The organism is Variovorax sp. V15 (assembly GCF_041154425.1).
GTDB classification, from domain to species: Bacteria; Pseudomonadota; Gammaproteobacteria; order Burkholderiales; family Burkholderiaceae_C; genus Variovorax; species Variovorax guangxiensis.
On the sequence record NZ_AP028659.1, the window covers coordinates 1,747,757 to 1,763,690 of the forward strand.

The following is a 15,934-nucleotide window of genomic DNA, read 5'->3' on the forward strand; positions in this document are numbered from 1 at the left end:
TCATGGGAATGATCTATTCCGTCACGGTCAACAACCATGCAAGCCACTCGGCCTACTTCATGGTGTTCCAGAACGACCCGACGCAACTGGCGCCGAATGCCCTGTCGCTGGCCTGGTTCGCCAGGTTCTCCAACCCGGGGCCGACCTCCCGCGTCAAGTTCCAGTGGAGCGTCGATGTGGGCTTCGCCTGGGCCGAAACGGGCGAACTGCAGCCCGGCGTGCAGTTCACCCCCACCGAAACCTACGAGCCGAGCGGCGCCAACAACAAGATCACGCTCGACTGCAATCGCACCTACCGGTTCGTGAATCCCTCGCAGGGGCCCGAGCAGTCGCGCCTCTATCTGGCCCAGTCGACGGCCATTCCGGCCAGGTCGGCCGCCGCCGTGGGCGTGACCATGGGCGGCAGCACCGTGTACGCGGTGCAGGCGCGCACGGGCCAGAACCTGACCTTCTCGCCGCATCCGAAGTACTTCATCGCCTACGGCGACTTCGAGGAAGGCGACGTGATCGACGTCGGCGCGATCGGCAACCCGCTGGAGCTGGCGTACCCGCCCGGCGTCTATGCACTGACCACCACGCTGAACGCGGACGGAAGCTGGGACCAGCCGGAGAGCCTGGCGCTTTCGAACGCAAGCCGCCTGCGCATGCTCGCGGCGGCATGAAGAACTCCAAGCCTGTCACACGCCTTGTGGCTTCGTTGAGGACGACGACCATGAAGAAAAGAAGCACCCGCCACCCTGTCCACCCAGCCACCCCCGGCACGGTGCCGGCGGCGGCCATCGAATTCCAGGAGTCCGGCCATGCACATGCGGCAAGCAACAGTTGAGAGAGTGGCCATGCGGCGCGTGTGCCTGGTGCCCCGGGGCGGCCACCTGGAGGATCCGCAGGTCGACTGCCTGCCGATGGAGGAGGAGGTCTGGGAGCGCGGCTACACGCTGGTGATCGACGAGGTCAAGCGAGGTCTCTTGCAGGACTTCTGGAGGAACTACTACGGCGCCTCCGCCGAGATGGCGATGTCGGGCAACCGGCTGATGGAACTGCGCAAGGACATCATGGCGATCACGCCCGACTGCCTGGGCGAGCCGGCCGTGTTCCAGTTCCTGGTGCAGCTGACCCGCATGTGCGTGCGGGCCTACAGCCAGCAGGGCACGCTGCAGGTAGTGGCCGAATAAAGTTCTCCCCCAGGCTGCGCGCACTTCGTGGAGGAATAGGTTCTCCCCCAGGCTGCGCGCACTTCGTGTCGCTTCGCCAACCCCCTTCCGGGGGCGACACCTGCGGCCCGGCGGAGCCGGTTCCGCGGTGTCCTGCGAATGGGGAGGGGCGCGCGAGGGGGTTAGGAATTTGGCGCCTGCAGCTGGGCGCCCATCTTCTGGTGGATCAGGTTCACGGCCTTCAGCGGGCGCAGCATCACCTTGAACTCGGTGATCTTCCCTTCGTCGTTCCACTTCATCATGTCGACGCCGTTGATCTGGATGCCGTCGAGTTCCAGCGCGAATTCGAGCACGGCGTCGCGCTCCGATTTCAGCTCCCGCACGTAGCGGAAGCTCTCGTTGAAGAAGACCTGGAATGCCGCCGCCAGGTATTTCTGCGTGATGCGCTTGCCCACCTGGGGCGTGTGCACCACCGGTGAATGGAATACCGCCGCGTCGTCGAGCAGGGTGTCGAGTCCTGCGACATCGCGTTCCTTGACGAGCCGGTGCCAGGTGGCGAGGGTGTCGATCGGCATGAGTCTCCTGGGGCTGTTGTGGTCGATGCCCGCCATTTGACGCATGCGCGGCAGCCATGGCAAGGCGCCGCGCGCACCTAGGCGACTCTGCAGCGACCCGTGCTTCAGGCCAGCCGGTCCAGCAGGCTGTACCACGCCACGCCGCCCGCGATGTAGAAGCGCTGCAGACCATGCAGCGGTATCGGCCGGATCGGCGACACCGGGTACGGAAAATCCGCCCCCGCGCCCAGCATCCGCGCCGCCAGGTGCCGGCCCATGCTCGTGGCCAGCGCGATGCCCCGGCCGTTGTAGCCCAGCGCGATCGTCATGCCCGGCGCCGGCGTGTGCACGTGCGGCATGAAGTCGCGCGTGACGGCGATGCGGCCGGCCCAGCGGTACTCGTAGCGCAGCCGCCCGAGCTGCGGGAACAGCAGCTCCAGCGAGCGCTCCAGGTGCGCGAAATCGGCCGGACCGGCCGGATCGGCGAAATGGCCGCGCCCGCCCATCAGCAGGCGGCCCTGCGCGTCCTTGCGGAAATAGAGCAGCAAGCGCTGCGAGGTCGAAGCGGTTTCGCCGCGCGGCAGGATGGCGTCGGCCGCCGCGCCCTTCAGCGGCTCGGTGGCCACGATGAAGCTGTTGGCCGCCAGCACCGTGCGCTTCAGCCCCGGCCACAGCGCGCCCGTGTAGCCGTTGGTCGCGATGAGCACCTGCCCGGCGGTGACGCTCGCGCCCGTAGCCGTGCTCGCATGCCAGTGCGAACCGCGACGCTCCAGCGCCGTGACCTCGGTGCCGCCGTGCACCGCCGCGCTCAGGCCCTGGGCGGCACGCACCAGCCCACGCGTGTAGGCCAGCGGCTGGATGCCGCCGGCGCGGCCGTCGAGCCATCCGCCGGCGAAGGTGTCGGTGCCCAGCCGCGCCGCGACGGCCGCTCGGTCCAGCGTTTCCGTCTTCGCGCCGCGCCTGGCCCATTGCGCGGCGCGCGCGTGCAGGCCGGCCACGTCCTTCTGCGAATAGGACAGCTGCAGCCAGCCGTTGCGCACCGGCTGGCAGTCGATGCCGTGGCGCGCGATCAATTCGAACACCAGGTCGGCCGAGCGCGACACGGCGTCGATCAGCGGCTCGGCACGCTCGGCGCCGAAGATCCGCACGAGTTCGTCGGGGTCGTGCTTCAGCGTCGGGTTCACCTGTCCGCCGTTGCGCCCAGAGGCGCCCCAGCCGGGCTCGTGCGCTTCCAGCACGCAGACCTGTGCGCCGGCCTCGGCCAGGTGCAGCGCGGCCGAGAGGCCCGTGAAGCCGCCACCGACAATCAGCACGTCGGCCCTGCGCGACTCGGCCAGCGGCGGCGTCGGCGGTGCCGGAGGCGCAGTGGCGGCCCAAAGGGAGGGTGGCAGTGCGCCAGCGCTCATCCGCGCACCTCCGCGGACGGCGCGGCGCCGGAAGGATGCAGCACGCGGCGCAGGAAGTCCTGCGTGCGCGCATGGCGCGGCGCGCCCAGCACCTGCGCGGACGGGCCTTCCTCCACGATGCTGCCGCTGTGCAGGAAGCACACGCGGTCGGCCACCTCGCGGGCGAAACCCATCTCGTGCGTGACCACGATCATGGTCATGCCCTCGTCGGCCAGCGCACGCATCACGCCGAGCACGTCGCCGACCAATTCGGGGTCGAGCGCCGACGTGGGCTCGTCGAACAGCATGGCCTCGGGCTTCATCGCGAGCGCGCGGGCGATCGCCACGCGCTGCTGCTGCCCGCCCGAGAGCTGCGCCGGCCAGGCCTGCGCCTTCTCGGCCAGCCCGACCTTGGCCAGCAGCGCCATCGCTTCCTCGCGTGCCTGCGCCGCGCTCTGGCGCAGCACGTAGACGGGGCCTTCCATCACGTTCTCCAGCACCGTGCGGTGCGGGAACAGGTTGAAGCGCTGGAACACCATGCCCATGCGGCTGCGCAGCCGGTGGATGTTCGGCGCGTCGCGGTCCACGCGCTCGCCGAAGGCGCGGATCTCGCCGCCCTCGTACGATTCCAGCGCGTTGATGCAGCGAAGCACCGTCGACTTGCCCGAGCCCGACGGGCCGATCAGGCACACCACCTCGCCCTTGTCCACGTGCAGGCTCACGCCCTGCAGCACGCGGTGCGCGCCGAAGCGCTTCTCGAGTCCCTCGACGTGGATCATGGCTGCTTCCTCCCGGCGGCGAAGCGCTTCTCGAGACGGCGCAGGCCGTACACCAGCGGCAGGCTCATCAGCAGGTAGAGCAGGGCGACCAGCGTGTAGACGGTCATGTTCTGGAAGGTGGACGAGGCGATGAGCTGGCCGGCGCGCGTCATCTCGGCCACGGTGATGGTCGAGACCAGCGAGGAGTCCTTCAGCATCATCACCAGCGTGTTGCCGTAGGGCGGCAGCGCGATGCGGAAGGCCTGCGGCAATATCACCCGCCGCATGATCAGCGCCGAGCGCATGCCCATGGCCTGCGCCGCTTCCCGCTGGCCCGGGTCGACCGCCTCGATGCCGGCGCGGAAGTTCTCCGCCTGGTAGGCCGAGTAGGCGATGCCCAGCCCGATCACGCCGGCCTGGAAGGCCGTGAGCTGCACGCCGAAATCCGGCAGCACGAAGTAGATGTAGAAGAGCTGCACGATGATCGGCAGACCGCGGATCACGTTGATCACCGCAGTAGCCGCCATCGACAACGGGCGCACCGGCGAGAGCTTCATCAGCGCGAGTCCGAGGCCGAGCACGCTGCTCAGCAGGAACGAGAGCACCGTCACCTGCACGGTGACGATCGCGCCCTGCAGGAGGATCGGCAGGAAGTCCTGCGCGTGCTGGAGGAAGGAGGGAGCAGCCATGAGTCAGAGCGCCCTCAGATGCCCCATTTCTGGACGATCTTGGCGAGCGTGCCATCGGCCTTGATGGCGGCGATCGCCTTGTTGATGCGCGCCAAGGTCTCGGCGTCGCCCTTGCGCACCACGAGGCACACATCGCCCACGTTCACTGGCTTGTAGCTGTCAACCAGCTTCACGCCGGGGAAGGTGTTCTGGCGGATCTGGTAGGCCATGATGGGCTGGTCGCCGAGGCCCGCCTTGATGCGCCCGAGCGAGAGGTCGCGCGTCATGTCGGCCACCGAGTCGTAGCTGCGCACTTCCTTGAAGATGCCCTTCTTGTTGAGCATGTCGAGGAACACCGTGCCGACCTGCGCGCCCACCACCTCGCCCTTGAGCTCGTCGAGCGAGACGTACGCGCGGGTGTCGTCGGCCTTGACGATCAGGCCCTCGCCGTAGGAGTACACCGGGTCGCTGAAGTCGACCACCTCCTGGCGCGCCGGCGTCTTCAGCATGGCGGCGGAGACGATGTCGATCTTGCGCGCGGTGAGCGAGGGGATCAGCGCCGAGAACACCGTCTGCTGCACGTTCACGCCGAAGCCGCCCGCCTTGCCCACGGCGGTGACGGTGTCGACCATCATTCCCTGGATGCTGTTGGTCTTCACGTCGAGGAAGGTGAAGGGCACGCCGGTGGCGGTGGCGCCCACGTTGTAGGTGGGCGCGGCGCCCTGCGCGGCGGCCAGCGAGGCGGCGCCGGCGATGCAAAGACCCAGGGCCAGGCGATGAAGGCGGCGAACGATGCGATTCATGGAAGCACTCCTCGAAGCAAGGGAAGTTGAAGAAAGAGACAAGAAAAAAGAGGCAGCGAAGGAAAGTGATGCGGGGCAGCGCGATGCAACATGCATGCCAATAATCGATTCTTTTAAATCTCTAGACAATAAATACAAACCACTAGTCGAATCATAAATATCGATATTCGATATTTCGGAGGGATGTGGCTATACTCCACCGCCATGGACGCCACCCCCGACACAGCCCCCGAAGACAGCCAGAGCCTGCTTTTCAACCAGTCGCTGGAGAAGGGCCTGGCCGTGCTGCGCGCCTTCAGCGCCCGGCGCCGCACCATGACGCTGGCCGACGTGGCCGAGGCCACCGACATCACCAAGAGCTCGGCGCAGCGCATGGTCTTCACGCTCGAGAAGCTGGGCTACGTGCGCAAGCACCCGAAGACGCGGCGTTACCAGCTCACGCCGCGCGTCATGGAGATCGGCTTCAACTACCTCGCGGCCCATTCGCTGATCGACGTGGCCAACCCGTTCCTGTCGGAGCTCACCAAGGTGACGACAGAGACCTCCTGCCTCACCGAGCCCGACGGGCTGGACATGGTCTATGTGGCGCGCTTCGTCAGCGCGCAGTTCGTACCGGTGCACATGCCCATCGGCAGCCGCATTCCCATGTATTGCACGGCTTCGGGGCGCGCCTTTCTCAGCGCGCTGCCCGAGGATGAGGCGCGCGCGCTCATCGAAGCCTCCGACCGCGTGGCGCACACCATGCACACCCGCACCGGCGTGGACGAGATCCTGGAAGAGCTGCGCCAGGCGCGGCAGCAGGGCTTCGCCACCAATGCCGAGGAGCTCTTTCTCGGTGACATGACCATCGCCGCGCCCGTGCTGGGCGCGCAGGGGCGGCCGGTGGCCTCGGTGCACGTGGTGGCGCCCACCAGCCGCTGGACGCTGGAGGAGGCGGTGCGCAAGCTGGCGCCCACGCTGCTGCTGTGCGCACGCTCGCTCACCAGTTCGGCACGCAGCATCGACTGAGACCTATACGGTTTCAGACATCGCGCCGGCAGGTGGCTGCCCTTATGCTGTGCGGGATCACAACGCAGCAGCAGTTCGCACCCACCATGACCGATTTCCGCCCCACCTACGACAAGAGCTTCGACCGCATCGCCGCCGACCGCCTGCCCGCGCTGCTGCGCGCCATGCCCAAGGCTGAGCTGCACATGCACATCGAGGGCTCGCTCGAACCCGAGCTCATCTTCGCGCTCGCGCAGCGCAACGGCGTGTCCATTCCCTACGCCAGCGTCGAGGAACTGCGCAAGGCCTACGCCTTCACCAACCTGCAGAGCTTCCTGGACATCTACTACGCCGGCGCCAGCGTGCTGCTCAAGGAGCAGGACTTCTACGACATGGCCTGGGCCTACCTGGAGCGCGCCGCGGCCGACAACGTGGTGCACACCGAAATGTTCTTCGACCCGCAGACGCACACCGCGCGCGGGGTGGCAATGGAAACCGTGGTCAGCGGCCTGCACCGTGCCTGCGTCGATGCGCGCTCGAAGCTGGGCGTGAGCGCCGCGCTCATCCTGTGCTTCCTGCGGCACCTGAGCGAGGAAGATGCCTTCGAGACGCTGGAGCAGGCGCTGCCCTATCGCGACAAGTTCATCGGCGTGGGGCTAGATTCGAGCGAGGTGGGCCATCCGCCCGAGAAGTTCGCCCGCGTGTTCGCGCGCTGCCGCGAGCTGGGCTTCCACCTCGTCGCCCACGCGGGAGAAGAGGGCCCGCCCGAATACGTCTGGAGCGCGCTCGACGTGCTGAAGGTCGAACGCGTCGACCACGGCGTGCAGAGCACCAAGGACCCGGAATTGATGAAGCGCCTCGCGAAGGACCGCATTCCGCTGACCGTCTGCCCGCTGTCGAACCTCAAGCTCTGCGTGTTTCCCGACCTGTCGAAGCACAACCTCGGCGCGCTGCTCGACGCGGGGCTGGTGGCCACCGTCAACTCGGACGATCCGGCCTACTTCGGCGGCTACATGAACCAGAACTTCACCGAGACCTTCGCTGCCACCGGCCTGAACGCGCAGCAGGCCTGGCAGCTCGCGGCGAACAGCTTCGAAGGCAGCTTCATCGACGCGGCCGCCAAGCGCGCCTACGTCGAGCGGCTCAACGCCGTCTTCGCGAGCTTCTGATCGGCGGCGGCGGGCCGCGCCACCAGCAGCGGCATCGCCACCAGCGCACAGGCGCTGGCCGCCAGCCACACCATTGGCCAGCCCTGCAGTGCCAGCAGGTGCGGAATGGAGAAGGGCGTGACGAAGCACACCAGGAACACGCTGGTGTTCGCCATGCCCAGCGCGGTGCCGGCACGCGATGCGCCGGCCAGCGTGGCGAGTTCGGTGTAGGCCACGCCGTGCCATGCCGATACGCACACCCCGCTCACGCCCAGCAGCACGACCAGCGCGATGCGCAGCGCCGCCGAGTCGACCGCGTGCGCGCCCGATGCCAGCGCCAGCACGGCGAGGCCCGCGAACAGGAGAACGGTGAGCCCGCTGCAGGCGCGCAGGTAGGCCGGCCGGTTCCTGTTGCGGTCGGTCCAGCGGCCGCTCCACACGCGCATGACCATCGCGCCGACCTGCACGAACACCATCGTCGCGGTGATGGTCGCCAGGCCCGCATGGCCGAAGTCGTGCAGGAACACCGTGCCGAAGGAGAGCACCGCGAACTGCGGCGCGCAAAGAATGCCGATGCCGGCCACGATGCGCCACACGCGCGCGTCGCGCAGCGGTCCGCTCTTCGGCGCGGCGGCTGAAGCCGGCAAAGCCGTGTCGCCGGCCGCCGCGATGGGCGGTTCGTGCACCCACGCCCAACTCATGGCAGCGCTCAGCGCGCACAGCAGCGTCAGCAGGCCATAGAGCGCCGCGAAGCCGAAATGCAGCGCGACATAAGGCAGCACCAGCGCGCCGATGCCGCCGCCCATCGGCACGGCCGTCTGGCGGATGCTCATCGCGAGGCCGCGCTCGCTGGCGTCGAACCAGGTCATCACCGCGCGGCCGCTGGCGCCGTTGACGCTGCCGCCGAGCAGCCCCACCAGCAGCAGCCCGCTGCCCAGCCAGCCCAGCCCGGGGATGTTCCCCGCGGCCGGCGCGGCCCACAGCGCCATCGCGACCAGCGCGAGCGCCGTGCTGCCCAGGCCCGCCAGCAGAACCGGGCGGTCGCCCCAGCGGTCGGTCAGCAGGCCCCAGGGCAGCTCGCTCACCGCGATGCCCAGGCCCATGAGGCCGAGCACCAGCCCGAGGGTGGCGTTGTCGAGCTGGTAGCCGGTGCGCATCAGCACGGCGGTCATCGGGATGCCGCTGAAGGCCACCGAGAAGGCGGCGTTGGCAGCCACGCCTGCCGCCAGCACCTTCCAGCGATGGCGCGGCGTGAATGAAGAGGGGATGGGGGAAAAGGGCGAATGGGTCATCTTGCCGCGCAGTTTCCGCCTCGGCGAAGGTTTTGAAAATCAGAAAATAATTGGCGAATCATCCTGAAAAACAGGATGATCGCCACGAAACCCGAAGGAGCCGCAATGAGCCAGGTGATGTTCGATCTAGATGTGCTGCGCACTTTCTCCACCGGCATCGCGCTCGGCAGCTTCGCCCGTGCGGCCGACAAGCTGGGGCGCTCTACCTCCGCCGTGAGCGCGCAGCTGAAGAAGCTCGAATCTCAGGCCGGCACTGCGTTGTTCCGCAAGGCGGGCAGGGGACTGGAGCTCACCGATGCCGGCGAGACCTTGCTGGCGTATGCCCACCGCATGCTCGAACTCAACGACGAAGCCAGCGCCGCGATGCGCGGCGTCGACATGCAGGGCTCGGTGCGGCTGGGTCTTCAGGAAGACTTCGGCGAGACGCTGCTGCCGGCCGTGCTGGGCCGCTTCGCACGCGCGCATCCCAAGGTGCGCATCGAGGCCTGCGTGGCGCGCAGCGGCGAACTGCGCGAGCGGCTCGAACTCGGCCAGCTCGACCTCGCGCTGGCCTGGGATGCGGGCGACCAGCCGCTGTCGCCGTATGCCGAGCGCGTCGCGCGGCTGCCCCTGCTGTGGATCGGGCCGCGCACGCCCGAGCGGGTCGAGGCGCCCTGGTGGACGCAGCGCGAGCAGCAACACGGCGCGGGCGCACGCCAGCCCGAGAGCAAGGAGCCGCTGCCGCTCATCATGCTCGACGCGCCCTGTCCGCTGCGCGAGATCGTCATCACCGCGCTCGACAAGGCCGGCGTGCCGTGGCGCCGTGCCTTCGGCAGTGCCAGCCTCGCGGCGCTGTGGGCGGCGGCGTCGGCCGGGCTGGGCTTGACGGTGCGCACGCCGTTCGGCCTGCCGTCGCACGTGCGGGCCATCGACCGCTCCACGCTGGCGCTGCCCGCGCTGCCGCAGATATCGCTCGTGCTCTATCGTGCGCAGGCCCTGCCGGAGGCGCCCGCGAGCCGCCTTGCCGGGCTGCTGCTGGAGGCCGTTCGCCAGCACGTGCAGCCGGCCGGGTTGCCGATGCGTGAGAATCCGCCGCTGGAGACAAGAACAAAAGTGGTACGGCATGGCAACGCAAAACTTCCTGCACCTGTGGGATGACAGGTTCCTCTACATCACACCGGCCATCCAGTCGGGCCTGACGGCCCGCTCGTCGGCCACGCTGCTGGCGTCGGTCAGCGGGCACCCCTTCACGCTGGAGGCCGTCGACGGCACCCGCGTGCACTGCACCGCCGCGCTGGTCGCGCCGCACGTGTCGCGGCGGCTCGACGTCGATGGCTGCGGGCTGCTCTCGCTCAACCTCGACCCCGCTTCCAGCGCCTATCGCATGCTTGCGCGCCGCATGGGCGGCCACGGCATCCAGCCCATCGACGCTCGGCGCTTCGGCGCGCTGCGTGACGACTTCGAACCCGCGCAGTGCGGCGCCTTGCCCAGCGAGCGGCTGCAGTCGCTCAGCGCGAAGATGGTCGAGGCCATCACCGAGAGCCCCGAGCTGCAGGCGCCGCTCGATCCACGCATCGACCGCGTGCTGCAGGCCATCCGCGCGCATGCGGGGCAGATCGCGCTGCGCGATCTCGCGGCCGTGGCCTGCCTGTCGCCCGACCGGCTCACGCACCTGTTCGCCGAGCAGGTGGGCGTGTCGGTCAAGCGCTATGCGCTGTGGACCAAGGTGCGCCGCACGGTGCAGCAGTTCACCGGGCAGCGTTCGCTCACCGACGTTGCACTGGTCAGCGGCTTCACCGATGCGGCGCACATGAGCCGCACCTTCCAGCGCTACTTCGGCCTGCCGCCTTCGTTCCTGGCCAGCCAGGTGCGCGTGACGGCCGACGAGCATGCCTCGCACGCGTGGGGCCAGAACGCGCCGCTGCACTGACGCGACCGGCCGCAGGGGCCATCGCATGCAATGCAGCGGCTGCGTACAAGCCGCGAGCTGCGAGGCTGCCTAAGCTCCGGAACGCTCCGCCAAGAGAGCATCAGCATCAACTGGAGACATCATGAGACTTTCGATCCGTCGCGGCGTCGTGCCGCTGTCGTTGCTCGCGCTCGCCGCCGCAGCCGCTCTTACAGCCTGCGGAGGCGGTGGTGGTGGAGGCAGCGGCTTCTCGTTCTTCCCGCCGCCCTCGACGCCGACCAATCCGCCTGCTGAAGGCACCTACAAGGCCGAGATCCGGCGCACGTCGATGGGCGTGCCGCACATCAAGGCCGACAGCTGGCCCGGAGTGGGCTATGGCTACGGCTACGCGCAGGCCGAGGACGACCTTTGCACCATGGCCGACTCGTTCCTCACCTACCGCGGCGAGCGCTCGCAGTATTTCGGCGCCGACGCGAAGCTGGTGGCCAGCAGCACCATCGGCTTGCCGAAGAACATCGACTCCGACTTCTTCCACCGGCATGTCATCTCGGCCGACGTGCTGCAGAAGATGATCGACGCCCAGCCCGACAACCTGAAGAAGCTCGTCGTCGGCTTCGCCGCCGGCTACAACCGCTACGTGCGCGAGGTGAAGGCCGGCGGCACGGCACATGCGGCCTGCCGCAACGAGGCATGGGTGCAGCCCATCACCGCCGAGGACATCTACCGCCGCATGTACGCGGCGAACCTCGCGGGCGGCTACAGCAACTTCCTCGCGAACATCGCCAACGCGACGGCGCCTGCCGTGGTGGCGCCCACCAAGGTGTCGGCGCACCGCCCCGCCCAGAAGAAGGCGGCGGTGCAGATGGCGGCGCTGAAGATCGACGGGCCCGAACTGCAGGTCGGCGGCCATGAGGGCGTCGGCAGCAACATGATCGGCTTCGGCACCGCGGCCACCGGCGATTCGAGCCCGCTGCTCTTCGGCAACCCGCACTGGTACTGGCGCGGGCCCGACCGCTTCTACCAGGCGCAGCTCACCATTCCGGGCGAGCTGAACATCAGCGGCACCTCGTTCCTCGGCATTCCGGTGATCCTCATCGGCTTCAACGACAACATCGCGTGGAGCCACACCGTGTCGACTGCGCGTCGTTTCGGCTTCTTCGAACTTAAGCTGGCAGCGGGCGACACGACCAGCTATATGCGCGACGGCGCCGCGGTGAAGATGCAGCCTTCCACGATCACCGTGAAGGTGAAGGGCACCGACGGCGCGATGACGCAGGTCACGCGCACGCTCTACAAGAGCGAATACGGCCCGATGGTCAACCTGGCCCCGATGAACTCGGCACTGGCCTGGAGCCAGACCACCGCGTTCGCGATGCGCGACATCAACGGCGAGAACTTCCGCACCTTCCGCAACTGGCTGCGCTGGAACCAGGCGAAGTCGCTCGACGAGTTCATCGCCATACAGCGCGAAGAAACCGCGATTCCGTGGGTCAATACCGTCGCCGTGGGTCGTGGCAGCGCCAAGGCCTGGTACGCCGACATCGGCGCGGTGCCCAACGTGTCGTCCGCGCAGGTCGCCGACTGCACCACCCCGGCGGGCGCGTCGATGCAGGCCGCGCTGCCGCGCGTGCCGATCTTCGACGGCTCGCGCAGCGCCTGCGACTGGCAGACCGATGCCGACTCGGCGCAGAAGGGCGCCATCGCCGCATCGCGCATGCCCAGCCTGCTGCGCGACGACTATGTGGCGAACATGAACGACAGCTACTGGCTCGCCAACCCGAAGGCGCCGATGACCGGCTTCCCGCCCATCATGGGCCCGGCCGGCTCCGACCCCGTGAGTTTCCGCACCCGCATGGGCAACGTGCTGGCGCAGGGACGCATCGACGGCTCCGACAGCTACGGCGCGAAGGGCGCGACGCCCGACACCGTCAAGCGCATGGTGCTCAACAGCCGCGTGCTCACGGCGGAGCTGTTCAAGGCCGACGTGCTGCCGATCGTGTGCGACGGCACGCCCATCGCGGTGACCAAGGACCCGCTGACCACCGAGGCCATCGGCCCGAGCGTGGATGTGGGCGCTGCATGTACCGCGCTCACGGCATGGGACGGCACGGGCGTGACCGGCGCGAAGGGGGCGCACCTGTGGGACGAGTTCTGGAATCGCGCTTCGCAGATTCCCGCAGCTTCGCTCTACACCGTGCCCTTCGACCCGGCAGACCCGATCCACACGCCGCGCGGCCTCAACAGTGCCGCCAGTACCCAGCTTCGCGAGGCCTTCGGAGCCGCGGTGGCACGCGTGCAGGCCAGCGGCTACGCGGTGGACGCACCCCGTGGTGACTACCTGTTCGCCACGCGCGGCGGCAAGAAGATCCCGCTGTACGGCGGCTGCGGCGGGCCGGGCTACTTCACCATCGCCTGCTCGGAGAACCGGCTCGACAAGGGCGGCTACGCCATGGACGGCAACCCGAACGGCAACAGCTACATGCAGGTCGTGCGATTCCCCGACGGCGGCGTGGAAGCCCACACCTTCCTGACCTTCTCGCTCTCGGACGACCCGGCCTCGGCGCACAACGGCGACTACACGCGCGCCTACAGCGAGGGCAAGTGGCTCAAGGTGCCTTTCTCCGAACCGGAGATCAAGGCCGACGCGAACTACACCAGCAAGTCGGTCGCCGAGTGATCGGCGCCCGGCAATCCTGTCGGGCAGTGAAAAAATGAAAAAAGCGCGTGCGGGGCGCGCCGTCTGCCGCTGGCCGTAAGATCGGCGGCGAACGCGCCACGCACGCTCAGGGCTTACGCAGCTGCGCTCCTCATCCAACAGGAACACACTGCATGCGCCCAAAACTCAGAGGCGGCCTCAGGCCGCTTTTTCTCTTGCCGGTTGCCATGGCCCTTGCGGCCTGTTCAGGCATTTCGAGCCGGTCTTCGACTTCTCATTTCGATGCCTCGGCACGCTCTGCGGGCTACCAGGCCGAGATCCGCCGCACCACCATGGGCGTGCCGCACATCAAGGCCCGCGACTGGGCCGGCGCGGGCTATGGCTACGGCTACGCACAGGCCCAGGACAACCTTTGCACCATGGCCGACGGCTTTCTCACCTACCGCGGCGAGCGCTCCGAGTTCTTCGGGGCGCAGGCGAAGCCGCCAGCCAGCAGCACCATCGGCAAGCCCGCGAACATCGATTCGGACTTCTTCCATCGCCACGTGATCACGGACGAAGTGATCGACGCCATGGACCGCGCGCAGCCCGCGGCCATCCGGGGCATGGTCGAAGGCTTCGCCGCCGGCTACAACCGATACGTGCGCGACCTGAAGAGCGGCGCCGTGGACAAGGGCAATGCCCACGCGGCCTGCCGCAACGAAGCGTGGGTGCGGCCGGTGAGCGCCACAGACATCCTCCGCCGCATGTACGCCACCAACCTCGCGGCGGGCTACAGCAACTTTCTCTCGAACATCGCGAACGCGGCACCGCCCGGCGCCGGGGTGTCGTCGCCCGGGCCGAGCGACGCGCAGCCTATGGCGCTCCAGGTCGGCGGCACGGCGGGCGTGGGCAGCAACATGATCGGTTTCGGCACGGCCGCCACCGCCGATTCGAGCCCGCTGCTCTTCGGCAACCCGCACTGGTACTGGCGCGGGCCTGACCGTTTCTATCAGGCGCAGCTCACCATTCCGGGACAGCTCGACGCGAGCGGCACCTCCTTCCTCGGCGTGCCGGTGCTGCTGATCGGCTTCAACAACGACATCGCGTGGAGCCACACCGTGTCGGCGGCGCGGCGCTTCGGCCTCTACCAGCTCGCGCTCGTGCCCGGCGACGCCACCAGCTATCTGCGCGACGGCAAGCCCGTGAAGATGCAGGCCCGTGGCATCACCGTGAAGGTGAAGCGGGCCTCGGGCCGTGTCGAGCCGGTGACGCGCACGCTCTACGCCACGGAATACGGCCCGCTCGTGAACCTGGGCGCAATCAATCCGGCGCTGGCCTGGAACCGGTCTGCTGCCTTCGCCATCCGCGACATCAACGCCGACAACTTCCGCACCTTCCGCACCTGGCTGCGCTGGGCGCAGGCGAAGTCGCTCGACGAGCTCATGGCCATCCAGCGCGAAGAAGCTTCGATCCCCTGGGTCAACACCGTGGCCGTGGGCCGCGGCAGCGCCCAGGTCTGGTACGGCGACGTCGGCGCGGTGCCCAACGTGTCGCCCGAGCAGGTGGCCAACTGCACCACGCCGGCCGGCAAGGCGATGGCGGCCGTGCTGCCGCGCGTGCCCGTGTTCGATGGCTCGCGCAGTGCCTGCGACTGGCAGACCGATGCCGATTCGGTGCAGAAGGGTGCCATTGGCGCCTCGCGCATGCCGAACCTGCTGCGCGACGACTACGTCGCCAACATGAACGACAGCTACTGGCTCGCCAACCCGAAGGCTCCGCTCACGGGCTACCCGGCCATCTTCGGACCGACCGGCAGCGATGCGCAGAGCTTCCGCACGCGGCTCGGACACCTCATCGCGCAGGGCACGGCCAAGGTTGCGACAGTTGCAGCCGTCGAGCGCGCGACGCTCGACAGCCGCGCCTACACCGCCGAGCTGTTCAAGGCCCCCGCGCTGGAGATGGTGTGCGGCGTGCCCCGCATCGAGGTGAAGGGTGACGCGCAGACCGGCGAGTCGTTCTCGCCGCCGCGGGGCGTCGACACCGGTCCCGCCTGCGAGGTGCTGAAGGCATGGAACAACACCGGCGTGGCCTCGGCGCGCGGTGCTCACGTATGGGACGAGTTCTGGGCGCGCGCCGTGCGCCTGCCTGCCGACGAGCTCTATGCCGTGCCTTTCAGCGCGAACGACCCCATCGGCACGCCACGCGGCCTCAAGGCCTCGGCCGCCGACGACTTGCGCCAGGCCTTCGGCGCGGCCGTGCTGCGCGTGCAGGCCAGCGGCTACGCGCTCGACGCGCCGCGCGGCGAAGCTCTTTTCGTGACGCGCAACGGCCGCAAGGTGCCGCTGTCCGGCGGCTGCGACACCCAGGGCTACTTCACCGTCATGTGCTCCGAGAACCCGCTCGACAAGGGCGGCTACACCATGGACGGCGACCCCAACGGCAACAGCTACATGCAGATCGTGCGGTTCCCCGCCGGCGGCGTCGAGGCCCACACCTTGCTGAGCTTCTCGCTGTCGGACGACCCGGCCTCGCCGCACAATGCCGACTACACGCGGGCCTACAGCGCCGGACAGTGGCTGCGCCTGCCGTTCTCCGAATCGGAGATCAAGGCCGATGCTGCCTACAGCAGCGTGACCATCCGCGAGTGAGGCAGAGGGCGAAG

15 protein-coding genes are annotated in these 15,934 nt (G+C 68.4%); 9 read left to right on the top strand and 6 right to left on the bottom strand.

The annotated features are described in order from the left end of the window. The first annotated feature begins 2 nt into the window (after positions 1-2). Together ACAM57_RS08350 and ACAM57_RS08355 are read left to right on the top strand one after the other, a co-directional pair. Positions 3-662 carry a hypothetical protein gene (locus ACAM57_RS08350; RefSeq protein WP_240650771.1) on the top strand — a complete coding sequence of 220 codons (660 nt, stop codon included), beginning with the start codon at positions 3-5 and terminating at the stop codon, positions 660-662. 174 nt (positions 663-836) lie between these two features. After that, a complete protein-coding gene (locus ACAM57_RS08355; RefSeq protein WP_126024326.1) occupies positions 837-1,172 on the top strand; it encodes a hypothetical protein in 336 nt (111 codons plus the stop codon). A gap of 161 nt (positions 1,173-1,333) precedes the next feature. Here ACAM57_RS08355 and ACAM57_RS08360 read toward each other — a convergent pair whose 3' ends face one another. The 5 genes from ACAM57_RS08360 to ACAM57_RS08380 all read right to left on the bottom strand — a co-directional run bounded on the left by ACAM57_RS08360 (position 1,334) and on the right by ACAM57_RS08380 (position 5,319). Then, positions 1,334-1,726, bottom strand: a complete 393-nt coding sequence (locus tag ACAM57_RS08360) for a nuclear transport factor 2 family protein (protein WP_369661310.1) — start codon at positions 1,724-1,726, stop codon at positions 1,334-1,336. Between the two features lie 104 nt (positions 1,727-1,830). After that, the gene (locus ACAM57_RS08365; protein ID WP_369661311.1) at positions 1,831-3,111 is read right to left on the bottom strand and encodes an NAD(P)/FAD-dependent oxidoreductase; all 1,281 of its coding nucleotides are present in this window, start codon (positions 3,109-3,111) and stop codon (positions 1,831-1,833) included. After that, positions 3,108-3,869, bottom strand: coding sequence for an amino acid ABC transporter ATP-binding protein (locus tag ACAM57_RS08370; RefSeq protein ID WP_369661312.1), 762 nt, complete (start codon positions 3,867-3,869; stop codon positions 3,108-3,110). The genes ACAM57_RS08365 and ACAM57_RS08370 overlap by 4 nt, the downstream gene beginning before the upstream one ends. After that, positions 3,866-4,537, bottom strand: a complete 672-nt coding sequence (ehuD, locus tag ACAM57_RS08375) for an ectoine/hydroxyectoine ABC transporter permease subunit EhuD (RefSeq protein WP_126024330.1) — start codon at positions 4,535-4,537, stop codon at positions 3,866-3,868. The genes ACAM57_RS08370 and ehuD overlap by 4 nt, the downstream gene beginning before the upstream one ends. 14 nt (positions 4,538-4,551) lie before the next feature. Then, entirely contained in the window at positions 4,552-5,319 is a 768-nt protein-coding gene (locus ACAM57_RS08380) for an ABC transporter substrate-binding protein (protein WP_184641536.1), read from the bottom strand. Between ACAM57_RS08380 and ACAM57_RS08385 the strand changes: the two genes are divergently transcribed. The 3 genes from ACAM57_RS08385 (at position 5,318) to ACAM57_RS08395 (ending at position 7,475) form a co-directional block, all read left to right on the top strand. After that, positions 5,318-5,476, top strand: coding sequence for a hypothetical protein (locus tag ACAM57_RS08385; protein ID WP_369661313.1), 159 nt, complete (start codon positions 5,318-5,320; stop codon positions 5,474-5,476). The two genes, ACAM57_RS08380 and ACAM57_RS08385, sit on opposite strands and share 2 nt — an antisense overlap. A 47-nt stretch (positions 5,477-5,523) precedes the next feature. Beyond that, on the top strand, positions 5,524-6,327 hold the full coding sequence (locus tag ACAM57_RS08390) for an IclR family transcriptional regulator (protein ID WP_126024332.1): 804 nt from the start codon (positions 5,524-5,526) through the stop codon (positions 6,325-6,327). Positions 6,328-6,413: 86 nt separating this feature from the next. After that, on the top strand, positions 6,414-7,475 hold the full coding sequence (locus ACAM57_RS08395; RefSeq protein ID WP_369661314.1) for an adenosine deaminase: 1,062 nt from the start codon (positions 6,414-6,416) through the stop codon (positions 7,473-7,475). Here the strand turns inward: ACAM57_RS08395 and ACAM57_RS08400 are convergent. Next, positions 7,436-8,746, bottom strand: coding sequence for an MFS transporter (locus ACAM57_RS08400; RefSeq protein WP_369661315.1), 1,311 nt, complete (start codon positions 8,744-8,746; stop codon positions 7,436-7,438). The two genes, ACAM57_RS08395 and ACAM57_RS08400, sit on opposite strands and share 40 nt — an antisense overlap. Before the next feature lie 105 nt (positions 8,747-8,851). Between ACAM57_RS08400 and ACAM57_RS08405 the strand changes: the two genes are divergently transcribed. The 4 genes from ACAM57_RS08405 to ACAM57_RS08420 all read left to right on the top strand — a co-directional run bounded on the left by ACAM57_RS08405 (position 8,852) and on the right by ACAM57_RS08420 (position 15,920). Then, entirely contained in the window at positions 8,852-9,883 is a 1,032-nt protein-coding gene (locus ACAM57_RS08405) for a LysR substrate-binding domain-containing protein (RefSeq protein ID WP_369661316.1), read from the top strand. Next, on the top strand, positions 9,849-10,655 hold the full coding sequence (locus tag ACAM57_RS08410; RefSeq protein ID WP_369661317.1) for a helix-turn-helix domain-containing protein: 807 nt from the start codon (positions 9,849-9,851) through the stop codon (positions 10,653-10,655). Before ACAM57_RS08405 ends, ACAM57_RS08410 begins: the two co-directional genes overlap by 35 nt. Before the next feature lie 121 nt (positions 10,656-10,776). Continuing rightward, positions 10,777-13,311, top strand: coding sequence for a penicillin acylase family protein (locus ACAM57_RS08415; protein WP_369661318.1), 2,535 nt, complete (start codon positions 10,777-10,779; stop codon positions 13,309-13,311). 152 nt (positions 13,312-13,463) lie between these two features. Further along, positions 13,464-15,920 (top strand): penicillin acylase family protein, encoded by a 2,457-nt coding sequence (locus tag ACAM57_RS08420; RefSeq protein ID WP_369661319.1) that lies wholly within the window; start codon positions 13,464-13,466, stop codon positions 15,918-15,920. Positions 15,921-15,934 lie beyond the last annotated feature (14 nt).

Excerpts from the sequence above, each read along its gene's own strand:
- ACAM57_RS08350 (WP_240650771.1), top strand. The coding sequence starts at position 3 with ATGGGAATGATCTATTCCGTCACGGTCAACAACCATGCAAGCCACTCG.
- ACAM57_RS08355 (WP_126024326.1), top strand. The coding sequence starts at position 837 with ATGCGGCGCGTGTGCCTGGTGCCCCGGGGCGGCCACCTGGAGGATCCG.
- ACAM57_RS08360 (WP_369661310.1), bottom strand. The coding sequence starts at position 1,726 with ATGCCGATCGACACCCTCGCCACCTGGCACCGGCTCGTCAAGGAACGC.
- ACAM57_RS08365 (WP_369661311.1), bottom strand. The coding sequence starts at position 3,111 with ATGAGCGCTGGCGCACTGCCACCCTCCCTTTGGGCCGCCACTGCGCCT.
- ACAM57_RS08370 (WP_369661312.1), bottom strand. The coding sequence starts at position 3,869 with ATGATCCACGTCGAGGGACTCGAGAAGCGCTTCGGCGCGCACCGCGTG.
- ehuD (WP_126024330.1), bottom strand. The coding sequence starts at position 4,537 with ATGGCTGCTCCCTCCTTCCTCCAGCACGCGCAGGACTTCCTGCCGATC.
- ACAM57_RS08385 (WP_369661313.1), top strand. The coding sequence starts at position 5,318 with ATGGAAGCACTCCTCGAAGCAAGGGAAGTTGAAGAAAGAGACAAGAAA.
- ACAM57_RS08380 (WP_184641536.1), bottom strand. The coding sequence starts at position 5,319 with ATGAATCGCATCGTTCGCCGCCTTCATCGCCTGGCCCTGGGTCTTTGC.
- ACAM57_RS08390 (WP_126024332.1), top strand. The coding sequence starts at position 5,524 with ATGGACGCCACCCCCGACACAGCCCCCGAAGACAGCCAGAGCCTGCTT.
- ACAM57_RS08395 (WP_369661314.1), top strand. The coding sequence starts at position 6,414 with ATGACCGATTTCCGCCCCACCTACGACAAGAGCTTCGACCGCATCGCC.
- ACAM57_RS08400 (WP_369661315.1), bottom strand. The coding sequence starts at position 8,746 with ATGACCCATTCGCCCTTTTCCCCCATCCCCTCTTCATTCACGCCGCGC.
- ACAM57_RS08405 (WP_369661316.1), top strand. The coding sequence starts at position 8,852 with ATGAGCCAGGTGATGTTCGATCTAGATGTGCTGCGCACTTTCTCCACC.
- ACAM57_RS08410 (WP_369661317.1), top strand. The coding sequence starts at position 9,849 with ATGGCAACGCAAAACTTCCTGCACCTGTGGGATGACAGGTTCCTCTAC.
- ACAM57_RS08415 (WP_369661318.1), top strand. The coding sequence starts at position 10,777 with ATGAGACTTTCGATCCGTCGCGGCGTCGTGCCGCTGTCGTTGCTCGCG.
- ACAM57_RS08420 (WP_369661319.1), top strand. The coding sequence starts at position 13,464 with ATGCGCCCAAAACTCAGAGGCGGCCTCAGGCCGCTTTTTCTCTTGCCG.